General features: G+C 67.8%; 12 protein-coding genes. 4 read left to right on the top strand and 8 right to left on the bottom strand.

Features of this window, described 5'->3' with window-relative positions:
* Positions 1–80 precede the first annotated feature (80 nt).
* Complete coding sequence (locus ACIRR9_RS14085) at positions 81–1,160, bottom strand: hypothetical protein (RefSeq protein WP_403750962.1); 1,080 nt, start codon at positions 1,158–1,160, stop codon at positions 81–83.
* Between the two features lie 458 nt (positions 1,161–1,618).
* Between ACIRR9_RS14085 and ACIRR9_RS14080 the strand changes: the two genes are divergently transcribed.
* A complete protein-coding gene (locus tag ACIRR9_RS14080; RefSeq protein WP_403750961.1) occupies positions 1,619–1,981 on the top strand; it encodes a helix-turn-helix domain-containing protein in 363 nt (120 codons plus the stop codon).
* 423 nt (positions 1,982–2,404) lie between these two features.
* Here the strand turns inward: ACIRR9_RS14080 and ACIRR9_RS14075 are convergent, their stop codons facing one another.
* Positions 2,405–3,328: a LysR family transcriptional regulator gene (locus tag ACIRR9_RS14075; RefSeq protein WP_403750960.1), complete on the bottom strand. Its 924-nt coding sequence runs from the start codon at positions 3,326–3,328 to the stop codon at positions 2,405–2,407.
* Positions 3,329–3,426: 98 nt separating this feature from the next.
* Between ACIRR9_RS14075 and ACIRR9_RS14070 the strand changes: the two genes are divergently transcribed.
* Together ACIRR9_RS14070 and ACIRR9_RS14065 are read left to right on the top strand one after the other, a co-directional pair.
* The gene (locus tag ACIRR9_RS14070) at positions 3,427–4,434 is read left to right on the top strand and encodes an amidohydrolase family protein (protein ID WP_403750958.1); all 1,008 of its coding nucleotides are present in this window, start codon (positions 3,427–3,429) and stop codon (positions 4,432–4,434) included.
* A gap of 235 nt (positions 4,435–4,669) precedes the next feature.
* A complete protein-coding gene (locus ACIRR9_RS14065) occupies positions 4,670–6,544 on the top strand; it encodes a subtype A tannase (protein WP_403750956.1) in 1,875 nt (624 codons plus the stop codon).
* A gap of 196 nt (positions 6,545–6,740) precedes the next feature.
* On the opposite strand, the gene ACIRR9_RS14060 is transcribed toward ACIRR9_RS14065, so the two are convergent.
* From ACIRR9_RS14060 to ACIRR9_RS14035, 6 genes are all read right to left on the bottom strand, one after another.
* On the bottom strand, positions 6,741–7,385 hold the full coding sequence (locus ACIRR9_RS14060) for an alcohol dehydrogenase catalytic domain-containing protein (RefSeq protein ID WP_403750954.1): 645 nt from the start codon (positions 7,383–7,385) through the stop codon (positions 6,741–6,743).
* A 60-nt stretch (positions 7,386–7,445) separates the two neighbouring features.
* Positions 7,446–8,078, bottom strand: a complete 633-nt coding sequence (locus ACIRR9_RS14055) for an NAD(P)-dependent oxidoreductase (RefSeq protein WP_403750952.1) — start codon at positions 8,076–8,078, stop codon at positions 7,446–7,448.
* Between the two features lie 141 nt (positions 8,079–8,219).
* Positions 8,220–8,741 (bottom strand): VOC family protein, encoded by a 522-nt coding sequence (locus ACIRR9_RS14050; protein WP_403750950.1) that lies wholly within the window; start codon positions 8,739–8,741, stop codon positions 8,220–8,222.
* Between the two features lie 123 nt (positions 8,742–8,864).
* Positions 8,865–9,812 carry an NADP-dependent oxidoreductase gene (locus ACIRR9_RS14045; RefSeq protein ID WP_403750948.1) on the bottom strand — a complete coding sequence of 316 codons (948 nt, stop codon included), beginning with the start codon at positions 9,810–9,812 and terminating at the stop codon, positions 8,865–8,867.
* A gap of 52 nt (positions 9,813–9,864) precedes the next feature.
* Positions 9,865–10,635: an SDR family NAD(P)-dependent oxidoreductase gene (locus ACIRR9_RS14040; RefSeq protein ID WP_403750946.1), complete on the bottom strand. Its 771-nt coding sequence runs from the start codon at positions 10,633–10,635 to the stop codon at positions 9,865–9,867.
* A 27-nt stretch (positions 10,636–10,662) separates the two neighbouring features.
* Positions 10,663–11,037 carry a DoxX family protein gene (locus ACIRR9_RS14035; RefSeq protein ID WP_403750944.1) on the bottom strand — a complete coding sequence of 125 codons (375 nt, stop codon included), beginning with the start codon at positions 11,035–11,037 and terminating at the stop codon, positions 10,663–10,665.
* 140 nt (positions 11,038–11,177) lie between these two features.
* On the opposite strand from ACIRR9_RS14035, the gene ACIRR9_RS14030 reads away from it, so the two are divergent.
* Positions 11,178–11,690, top strand: a complete 513-nt coding sequence (locus tag ACIRR9_RS14030) for a MarR family winged helix-turn-helix transcriptional regulator (RefSeq protein WP_403750942.1) — start codon at positions 11,178–11,180, stop codon at positions 11,688–11,690.
* The last annotated feature ends 21 nt before the right edge of the window (positions 11,691–11,711 follow it).

The raw sequence follows: 11,711 nt of genomic DNA, 5'->3' as shown, positions 1-11,711 counted from the left end.
CGACGAGGTTGACGGGGTGACGGTGGTGGGTCCGGAGAGGCGTGATCCTTAGCCGGGGAAGCGCATCTCCGGACCCGACTTCATGACTGGGCGGTCGACTGGCGGCTCCTCATCGTGGGGATGAAGGTCGACATCTCCCTGCTGGACGCGTAGACGGCGAGCCAGGTCTGCAGGCTCACCCTCCCCAGGTCCGAAAGATGCAGCGGCTGATCGAGTTCTACGGCCGGGGCACCGGTGTCGGCACGGGCGCTGTCACGTGTCTTGGCGAGGATGCTCAGAACCCCGTGGAGCTGCTGATGCAGTTTCGCGGCGTCATCCGGCGACATGTAGCGGACGTACTTGAACCAGAGAGGGTCAGCGAGAAGTTGAGCCGGGTCGTCTTCATAGGTCGGGACAGCGTGTTCGTTGTCTGCCGCCCCGGTCCCGGAGGGATGCTCCTCGAACGGGGGCTCTTGAACGGACTCTTCCTCATCGAGACCCTGCTCGCCAAGACGTTCCCCCGTCTGGACGTCGTCCTCGTCGCCGGGGTGAGGGGTGCCGCTGTTCCGTGAGGAGTCGGTGGGAGCTTCGTGTTCTGCTTGTTCACTCTCTGGACGGGGACGGGACGATCCCTCAGATTCTTTCGGAGGATGCGGTTCCGATTCCTCGTGCCAGTGAACGAACCCGTCGGGCTCCTCGATCAGGAGTCCGGACAGGATCATCATCTCGATGAGCTTGTCGACCGACCGGCGGTGCGCGGCGCCGCCGCCGGCCAGCATCATGAAGCGGGCGTGCAGGCCGTCTCGCAGTCCTGCGCCTTGGGAGTATCTGTTCCGCGCGCTCTTGGTGAACCATGTCTGGTTCCACGCCTTGCGCAGGGCGGCTTTGCCAGCCTCGGTGTCCTTGGCCCATGCCTCTGCCACCTGCGTTGCCGCCCGGGTGGCGAGGTACATGCCCTTGCCCGGGGCATCGGTGACGAGGTTGCAGTACTCGAAGAACGCCATTGTGAGGCCGACTCGTCCGGCATTCACACCGAGCTTCGCCTGGACATCGTGCACCGAAAACGGTTGTGGCAGGAGGCCGATCGTGCAGGCGATGGCGATCTGGTCCGTCGCCGCCAGCCGGTAGGTGGGCAGTTCTCGAGACGGCGCGGTTTTCCCAGTGGATCCCTTACCCGGCATCGCCCCTCCTGTGACCTCTGCGCACAGATGGGCGCGTGGGCAGCGTAGGGCACGGTCGTGCAGTGATGCAGGGAAATCGAGCACATTGCAGAGCAGCCCAACTCCGAACCCTTGAAAGGGCGTTGCCCCCTGCGTGGTCCATCGGTGAAGCCCGCGACACCGAATGCGCACTGAGGCGGGCGATCTCGCAGGTGAGAGCCCCTGTCGACGACCGATCGCCGGGATCGGCAAGGCGGCGCGGCAAGTTATACGTGTCGCACCGTGTTGGTTCCGCAGGTGCTTCTGTGCAAGAGAGGCCCCCTTGGGTATCCCGATTCGATCCGTGCACCGTTCGCCGACATGGTTCATAGGTCACTTTCCAGGAAATCACGCTCCGCTACTTGCTACACAAGTAGCATCCTGGAGTCAGGGACGCACCCGGAGTGCACCTCAGTCACACTTATGCCGTGCCTGGAGGATTGAGACGTGCCAAGAAGCCGAGCAGCTTCGTCATCGACGGCGAATGGCCGCACGCGATGATGGAGCCGCATCGAGGTGCCCTCGTCGCGCAGGCGATAGCGCGCAAGCTCGCCGCGGCAATGGCGGAGCGAGGATTGAGTGCCAATGCCCTCGCGCAGAAGAGTGGTGTCAACCGGCAGGTCATCACGAACGTCCTCAATGGCTCCGTCTGGCCCGACATGCTCACTGTCGTGGACCTGGAGGGTGCCTTGGGCGTCCTGCTCTGGCCCGACCACACACGGTGGAGGATTCCCGAGCTGGGTCAGCCGGGTGACCCAGCCGCCGCTGAGGAGGCTGCTCCTGGGGCGAGCCGCGAAGACTGAGTCTGATAGGTCCTGCCCAGGGCCCGCTATCGGATGCGCCGGAAGGTGACGCACGGTTGCGTCCCTGATCGTGTGGGCCGTCGCGCGTCGCGGCCCGATGACCTCTCGCTTCCTCGCGGTGCGGGTCCGGCTGGCTGGGGTGCGCCCGCGTCGGCGGGTCCAGTCGGCCGCGATGGCCGAGCCCTGCCGTTGGGACGGCGCCCTGCCAGAGGTGCGACTGCTGGCCGAATGGCCCGACGGCGCCGACGGGTCGCCGCGCTCTGGCTGCCTGCCCTGTCTGTTGGCGCCCCGGTCGCCGATCTGGTCCGCCTGGCAAAGACCCGCTGGCGTCTCGTGCGCGCATGGGGGACCCCGCAGCTCGCGAGCGGCAACCGTCAGCCCTGGTGTGCCGACGGACGAACGCGTTGACCAGTCACCCCAAGGTCAGCGCGTGGCAGTCGTGTTCGCCCCCGGGTTCCCGGTGTTCAGAAAGGTGGCCACGGCCGGGTCGGTTTCCGTGGTGCGGTGCAGTAGGTGGATGCCGACGGTGAGGCCAGGGTCCGCGAGTGGGCGGTACACCACGTCCGGCACGACGGCCCGGTGTACACCGGCCGGGACCACGGCGACGCCCACCCCGGCGGCAACCAGCGTGAGCACGCTCAGTGTGGTGTCGGCCCGGTAGTGGCCCGACGCCGACCACAGGTCCAGCCCAGCGAGCCGCGACAAGTCGGACAGCAGGATGGCCCCGTCGTCGATGATGTACTTGATCAGATCCAGGCCGGAGATCTGCTCGGCGGTCAACGTCTCGTGCCCGGCCAGGACATGTCCTGCGGGCAGCGCAACGAGGAACGGCACCGAGCCGGCCGGGGCCGAGCTGAGCCGAGGTTCGCTGGGCGGTGCCTGGAACGCGCTGAAGCCGACGTCCAGTTCGCCGGCCAGGATCGCCGCCCCCTGCGTCTCCGGCCTGACTTCCCGCAGTTCGATCCGGACCAGCGGCCTGGCCTCGTGGAACGCGCGGATCCGGCCGGTCAGGATGTCGCCGAACACCCCGGCACCGGCCACCCCGATCCGCACGTTTCCGCTCTCCCCGCGCAACGCGAGCCGCGCCGTGACCTGTGCCCGTTCCGCCTGGGCCAGCACCTGCCGGGCCTCGACCAGGAACGTCTGACCCGCCGGGGTGAGACGGGTCTGCCGTGAGCCGCGGTCGAACAGCCGTCCGCCGAGTTCCTTTTCCAGGTCGCGAATCTGCATGCTCAGCGTGGCCTGGACCACATGCAGCCGGCGGGCTGCCCGGCTGAAACCACCCTCCTCGGCCACAGCGACGAAGTACCTCAGGTGCCGCAGCTCCATCCTGTCCCTATCAGTCATATTGATTGGAGTATCAGTAGCAAGTGTTTGAGCTTATCGGTCGCCCGGGTCATCGTGGAGGGGCTGGCTGGAGACCGTGGAGATGGGCAGGGAGAGCGATGCGGCTCGTCACCATCGAAGAACACTGGTCCGACCCGGCGGTGTCCGCCGCCAGCGATCCGGCCATGGCCGCATTCGTCCCCGGCTACGCGGCCGCGTTCGAAGCCAGCGCCGGGATGCCCTTCACCAAGTGGCTGCACCTGCTGCCGGACATCGGCGCAGCCCGGATCGCGGACATGGACCGCAACGGCATCACCATGCAGGTGCTCTCCTGTTCGAACACGTTCCTGCCCGCCGACACGGCACCGAAGCTGACCAAGGCGGCCAACGACACCGTGGCCGAGGCGGTCAAGGCCTACCCGGACCGGTTCGCCGCGTTCGCCCTCCTGCCCACGGCTGTGCCCGACGCGGCGGCCGACGAACTCCACCGCTGCGTCGGCGAACTGGGCTTCGTGGGCACGATGATCATGGGCCGGACCGACGGCGAGTTCCTGGACCAGCCCCGGTTCGACCCGATCCTGCACGCCGCGAGTGAGCTGAACGTGCCGATCTACCTGCACCCGGCCCCGCCGCCACTGGCGGTCAGCGATGCCAACTACGCCGGCCGGCTCTCACCCGAGGTGTCCGCATTCCTCCGGCTGGGCGCGTGGGGTTGGCACCAGGAGACAGCCGTGCACTTCCTGCACCTGGTCCTGACCGGAGTGCTCGACCGTTACCCGGATCTGCAGTTCATCCTCGGCCACTGGGGCGAGTTCATCCCGTTCTACCTCGAACGGCTGGATGCAACCCTGCCCCAGCAGTTGACCAAGCTCGACCGGACCTTCCGGGAGTACTTCCGGGACAACGTGTTCATCACGCCCAGCGGGATGTTCAGCCAGGCCCAACTGCGCTACTGCGTCGATGTCGTGGGCGTGGACCGGATCATGCACTCCGTCGACTTCCCGACGTTCGGCGGCAACGAGGGCGCTGTGTCGTTCCTGGCCGATTCGCAACTGTCCGACGAGGACAGGGAGAAGATCGCCCACGGCAACGCCGACAAGCTGTTCGACCTCGAGCGCTTCCAGTGATGAGCCGGACGGACTCGCGGGTACTGGCCTGCACATCTCTGGGGATCGTCGGCAGTCGGATGCTGTGCTGGCGCGGAGCCCGCCGCAACTGTCCTAGCAGGTAATCCTGTTGGTCGCCCCCCCCAGACGTTCCTGCTGAAGCCGAACAGGTGGCGGACAGGATCTGCCCAGTCTGCTCAAAGAACCGGGACTTACATTCGTTGTAAACCATCACATAAGGTAAGGATGGAACGAAATGGAAGTCTCCAGGCGACACTTGTTGCAGAGCGGTGCGGCTCTCACCGCTCTGGGGCTGACGGGGTGTTCCGGTGGCAGCGACAGCAAGACCACGGCGTCGAGCGGCACCAGCGCTGCGGCGTCGACCGCGTCCGTGGCGACCGGCACGCCGTCGGTGACGTTCGACTCGGCGAAGTGGAGCTACGACAAGGACAACGACGTCTACTACCGCCTCGGCGCCTACTACTGCGCCAAGCCGGCGGCGAAGGAGTACGAGTACCTCGGCATCTGCGTCCCGGGCAAGTACCTGAAGACGACCAAGAACAGCGACGGCACCTACACCGCGAAGGTCAACAACTCGGGCAGGATCGGGTCTTACACGGCCAGGACGGCCCCGGTCGTAATGCCGATCAACACCGGCGGCTACGCGCCGCAGAGCCCGCTCACGTCCTACAGCTTCGACACCGTCTCGGCCTACCTCAAGGCCGGGTTCGTCTACGTCGCGGCCGGGCTTCGCGGGCGGGGCTCCAACACCTCCACCTACACCGGCAACGCCCCGTGGGGTGTCACCGATCTGAAGGCGGCGGTGCGCTTCCTGCGCTACAACGACGACGTGCTGCCCGGCGACAAGGACAGCGTCTTCGTGTTCGGTGGCAGCGGGGGCGGTGGCCAGGGCTCGGTGGCGGGATCGTCGGGCGACAGCGCGCTCTACACCCCGTACCTCGAATCGATCGGCGCCGCGATGAAGGACGCCAAGGGCAAGAGCATCAGCGACGCCATCGCCGGCGTCATGGCCTGGGTCCCGATCACCGAGCTTTCCGAGGGCAACCTCGCCTACGAGTGGAACATGGGGCAGTTCGCCACCACCGACACCCGCGCGAGTGGCACCTGGACCGAGGCGTATTCCAAGGACCTTGCCGAGGCTTTCCCCGCCTACCTCAACAAGCTCGGGCTCAGGGACAGCTCCGGCCGAAAGCTCACACTGGCCAAGTCCAGCAGCGGCACCTATCTCGCTGGCAGCTACTACGACCACCTGATCTCGGTGATCCAGACGTCGCTGAACAACTTCCTGTCGGACACCACCTTCCCCTACACCCAGTCCAGCATGACCGGCGGCGGCGCCCCCGGCGGCGGCCTCAGCGGGGCGATGCCCTCGGGTGCTCCCAGCGGGGCGATGCCGTCCGGCGCTCCCGGCGGGGCCGGCGGCGGGGCGATGCCGTCCGGCGCCCCCGGCGGCTCGGGGTCCTCGGCCTCGGCGGGGACCACGTACAAGACGGTGGAGGCCTACTTCGAGGCCCTCAACAAGGACGGCACCTGGGTCACCTACGACTCCTCGACGAAGAAGGCGACCGTGCACAGCCTGTCCGGCTTCATCAAGAGCCAGAAGACGGCGACGAAGGTCGTCGGCGCGTTCGACTCGCCCGGCCGCGACGCGACCGAGAACGGCGTATTCGGCATCGGCAACAGCGGCCTGCACTACTCGCAGCTGTCGCAGAAAATCATGGCAGCGAACGAGGACAGCTACGCCAAGCTGAAGAACTGGAAGTCCGACTACGCCGCCTCGGCATACACGAGCGACTTCAAGAAGACCGACAGCGTCGGCACGAAGGTGCTTGACCGGGCGAACATGTACAACCCGATGTACTACCTGTCAGGCGTCTACGCCGGGTACAAGCGCTCGAAGGTCGCCGGCCACTGGCGGATCCGCACCGGCATCATGCAGGGCGACACCGCCAACACCACCGAGATCAACCTGGTCCTCGCGCTGCAGAACTACGGCATCAGCAGCATCGACTTCGCCACCGTGTGGGGACAGGGACACATGGACGCCGAACGTACGGGCAGCTCGGAGACCAACTTCATCTCGTGGGTCAAGGAGGTCGTGCCTGGCTGACGGCACCTTCGGTTCCCGCCGCGAGCTCCCGGCCGCGACGCCGCGACGGACACTTGCGGTCGAGCCTGCCGCGTGGTGATCCCACGATGATCGCGCCCCTGCACCTTCGGTGGCGACTTCGCGAGCGGCGGGAGCCAGGGAGGCCGTCGAACTGAACCGTTATGCCGATGGCGGGGTGTCCTGCGCCAGGATTCGGTCACACGGTGGCCACCCTGGTCATGTGCAGTCGCATGGCGGTGGCGAGGCCGGCGGTGGCGTCGATCGTTTCGTGGGCGCCGAGTCCTGTCAGGTATGCGGCGCCGTCGGTATCCCGATGGGTGGCGATGACCCGCGCTCCGGTGGTCCGCGCCAGCTGTACGGCCAGCGAGCCGACGCCGCCGGCGGCGCCGACGATCAGCACCGTGTCGCCGGGCTGGAGTGCCAGGGCCTCGATACTGGTGTGGGCGGTGGATCCCGCGATGGCGAGTGCGCCGGCCCGGGCCGTGTCGAGGGCGGCTGGGCGGTGGGTCAGGCCCACCGTGGGCTGTGCCACCGCGTATTCGGCGATCGTGCCCCGGCCGATGGCCGGCTCCGTCACCGCACCGAACACCTCGTCTCCCGGCGCGAAACCCTGAACGTCGGTGCCGACCGCCTCAACGGTCCCGGCGAAGTCCTTGCCCAGTACGGCGGCGAAGGTGTGCGGCAGGATTCCCTTGAGGTAGCCCGCCGCGGCCATCACGTCGATGTTGTTGACGGAACCGGCCGCCACCTTCACCAGCACCTCGCCGGGGCCGAACTCGGGGCGCGCGATCTCGGAGACCTCGGGAGTGACGCTGTAGCCGGTGGTGATCAGAGCCCGCATGTGCGATGTCCTGTCCCCGTATCAGGGGCAGCCGCATCGATGCCGCGGCCTGGGCCGTGGTTACTTGTCAGAGATGATCGGTGCGCGGCCGACCTGCGACGGGTCGGTGGCCTGCTGGAGGAAGTAGGCGGCCGCGTTGGTCCGTGAGAGGCGCAGTCCGCCCTTGCCGCCGACGTTGCGGACGTTGATCGAGGCGGTCCTCGGGCCGTTCGTGAGGAAGGGAAACCGGACGATGGTCCACTTCAACCCCGACTCCCGCACGATCTGGCCGTTCGTCACGATGGCGTCGTAGGCCGCAGGCTGGAGCGTCCGAATACCTGCGACCATGAGCCCGATCCTCATGTCCGTGCCGTCCGCGGGATCGGTGATGCTGGGCGTGCCCATCGCCACGAGCCGTTCGACGCCGTGTTTACGCATTCCCGAAACGATGTTGCGGCAGCCGGTGATCAACGGCGGGACGTCGGCCTTCTTGGTGCCCGGGCCCAGAAGGCTCAGCACGACATCGCTGCCGCGTACCGCTTCGGCGATGGCCTCTGCGTTGTCCAACTCCCCTTGGACCGCGGTCAGACCTTGACGGATGGGAAGCTTTGCGGGCGTGCGGGCGTAGGCAACGACCTCATGCCCCTCGGCCAAGGCTTGGTTGATCAGGAGCAGTCCCGTGGGTCCGGTGCCACCAAAGACGGTCATGCGCATGGGGGTTCATACCTTTTCCGGGCTTGTAGGCCAGCAGCGCGGATCGGAGTGGCCCGAGGCGATGAAGCCCGTCAGGACAGGCAACATCGTGTTGAGGTGAGCGGTGATCGAGCTCGTTGCCCTGTCCTGACGGCGCGTTGGTCAGAGTCGAAGCGGCCGGCGTGCCGACGGCGACGTGTTGAAGACGACCTCCGGGCTCCAGTCGGCGCCGGGGATGTCGACGTAGAGCTCGACCTCGTTGCCGTCGGGGTCCTCGACGTAGATCGAGTGGGCGAATCCCTCGTCTACCATGCCCCGGACGGTGACGAGGTCCGGGTGAGCCTGGATACGGGCCAGCAGGGCGCGCAGGTCATCGTCACTGTCGCCGACCCGGACGCCGAAGTGGTACATGCCCAGCCGTCGGCCGCGCGGGATCGGCGCGGCATGCCGGCCGACCTCGATGAGCATGAGGTCGTGGTGGGTGTCTCCGGCCCGGAAGCCGGCGAACGGATACTCGGCCGACGTCTTCATGAGGGGCCAGCCCAGGATGTCGCCGTAGAAGACGAGGGACCGCTTGAGGTCGGAGACGTAGAGGACGATGTGGCCCAGTCCCCTGGCGCGGCCGCGCTGGTCGCCTGCTTCCGCGGATGCCTCCGTCGACGGGGATGGGGGTGGGGTGCTCATGTGCGGGCTCCTGGACATCGAGGGCCGGCCGTGTGCACCGACCCGGAGCGGATCGTGTGGCCCGAAGCCGCCCGCCCAGTGGCGGGAGGGTCGGCGGACGGCATCGGGTGCTGATGGAGCGACTCAGTCGGCGACCGCGACGACTATCTTGCCGCGGGCGCTGCCGGAGGCCAGGGTGGCCAGGCCTTCGGCAGCGCGCTCCAGCGGCAGGACGGTGGTGACGTCGACGGTGAGGGAGCCCGCGGCGGCCTGCTCCGCGAGCGGGGCGATGATCTCGCGGACAGGTCCGGCGTTGACATTGGCGCCGCTCAGGCCGGCCGAGGCCAGGGTCTCCTCGTCGGCGGCACCGAGGGTCGATGCGACCTTGCCGCCCTTGCGGACCACGTCCAGCGTCAGGCCGGCCGAGTCCTGGGCGACGAGGTCGATCAGGGCGTCGACACCGTCGGGATGGGCGGCACGGACCTGCCCGGCCACGTCGCCGTCGGTGTAGTCGACGACGGTGGTCGCACCGAGGGTCTTGAGGCGCTCGGTGTCGGAGGGGGCGGCGGTGGCGACGACGGTGGCGCCGCGGGCGGCCAGCAGTTGCACGGCATAGGAACCGACGCCCCCACCGGCACCGATGACCAGGACCGTCTGTCCGGCCTGCGGAGCGACGGCCTCGACCGCGGCGAGCGCGGCGGCGCCGGACAGCGGCAGTGCGGCGGCCTGGGTGAAGCTCAGGTCGGCGGGTTTGGGCGTGACCGCGGCCGCGGGCAGCAGGGCGTACTCGGCCACGGTGCCGGCCTGGATCGGCGGGGCGAGGAGCATGTGGCCGATCACCTCGTCACCGACCTGGATGCGGTCGACGCCTTCTCCGACCGCCTCGACGACACCGGCGGCGTCCCGGCCGACGACCAGCGGGTACTCGTGGGGCATCATCTGGGCCATGTACCCGGCGACCAGGACGTTGTCGAGAGCGTTCAGGCCGGCGGCCTTCACCTTGATCAGGACGGTGCCCCGGGTGGGCTCGGGCGTGGGAAGTTCGGACAACTGCGGCTGCTCTCCGGCGGCCGGGACGTTCAGTGCGCGCATGACGATGGCTCCTTGTATGGGAAAGAGGAAGGGGTGAGGGGAGCGGGCGCCGTCATATGGGGTTCTGTCCGCCGTCGCCCGGGACGCTGTTGCCGGTGATCATCGCGGCCTGGTCGGAGGCCAGCCAGACGACGGAACGTGCCAGGTCGGCGGGCTCGGCCAGACGCCCGACGGGGAGGCGACCGCGGACGACCTCGACCTGCTGCTCTGCGGATAGCAGGCCGTCCACCGTCGAGGTGCGGGTCAGGCCCGGGGCGACCGAGTTGACCCGGATCCCGTAGCGGGCGTATTGGGCGGCGGCAACGCGTGCCAGGTGGATCGCGCCGGCGTTCGCGGCCATGCAGGCAGGAGTGGACGCCGGTTCCAGGTGCATGCCGCCCGGGGAGGTGATGTTGACGATGGCGCCACCGCCGTGGTCCTTCATGTGGAGAATGGCGTACTTCATGCCGAGGAAGGCGGACTTCAGAGACCCGGCGATGGTGCCGTCCCACTGCTCCTCGCTCACTTCGTGCACCTGGATGCCGCGACGGTCACCGCCGCCGTCACTGACGCAGTTGACCAGGACGTCCAGGCGCCCCAGCGTGCTGATGGCCTTCGCCACCAGCGCCTCGGCGTCCGCTGCCCGGGTCATGTCGGCGTGAACGTACTGGACGTCACTGCCGTCCTCGCGGAGTCGTGCGGCAAGGTCCTCACCGGCGGGATCGTTGATGTCGGTGAGGACGAGTGCCGCGCCGGCGAGGGCGAACTCCTCGGCGGTCGCCGCCCCGATGCCGGACGCCGCCGCCGTCACGATCACCGCCCTGCCGTGAAAGCTGATGTCCATGACTGGATCTCCTGGAGTGGGGTGGAATCAGAAGGCGTACGGGCCGAACCGACCCCAGGCCACGACGGCGGCGAGCGCGAGCAGGAGCACGTTCACCCCGATCATCTGCGTCTCCCGGCGCCGGGCGTGCACGACCACGGCGCCGAGCATGACCAGCACGAGGCCGAGAGCGGCCAGAGGCGTCAGGACCGGTGCGATGTCGAGGGCGGCCGGCAGGACGAGTCCGGCCGCGGCCAGGACCTCCAGCACGCCGATGGTCTTCACGGCCCCCGCGCTCAGGTCCTGCGTCCAGCCCATGCCTGCCTCGGCCAGCTTCTTCCGGGGCTGAGCCACCTTCATGCCTCCGGCGGCGAGGAAGGCGAGGGCGAGGACGCCCGCAAGGATCCACAGCACAGCGTTCATGTCGGTCAGAACTCCTCTGTGACTTAAACCGTGAACTGAACGCTAGATCTGCTTCACTTCAAGATGCAAGTCATCTGACTTCAAACTTTAAGTGATTCTGGCTTGGGGATCACTTAAGGGGTGAAGTTATACTCGCTGGTATGGACGCACCGAAGGAGCCTCGCTGGCTGGACGACGAGGAAGACCAGGCCTGGATCGCCCTGAGCAGCATGCTGATGCGGCTGCCCGCGGCGCTTGATGCACAACTGCAAGGCGACGCCGGCCTGAGTCTCTTCGAGTACCAGGTGATGGCCGCACTGTCCATGGCCGAAGATCGCTCGATGCGGATGAGCGAGCTGGCTGCGTTCGTCGAGGGTTCGCTGCCCCGCCTCTCCCAGGTCGTCGGCCGGCTGGAGAAGCGAGACTGGGCTCGCCGCAGCACCGATCCCTCCGACGGGCGCTACACCGTGGCCACCCTCACGGACGACGGCTGGGACAAGGTGACCACCGCCGCCCCCGGCCATGTGGAGGCCGTACGCACCTACGTCTTCGACAGCCTCACCCGCGCCCAGGTCCGCCAGCTGACCGCGGTCGGCCGCCGCATAGTCGGCGCCATCGATCCGGGACACCCGCTCGTCACTGGTGCCGTGGACAAAGTGCGCCGTAAGAAGTGACCACGCGTGCGGGTGCCCAGT

The organism is Streptomyces sp. NPDC101234 (genome assembly GCF_044767525.1).
Taxonomy (GTDB): Bacteria; Actinomycetota; Actinomycetes; order Streptomycetales; family Streptomycetaceae; genus Streptomyces; species Streptomyces sasae.
This window is presented reverse-complemented; position numbering and strand designations above follow the sequence as displayed.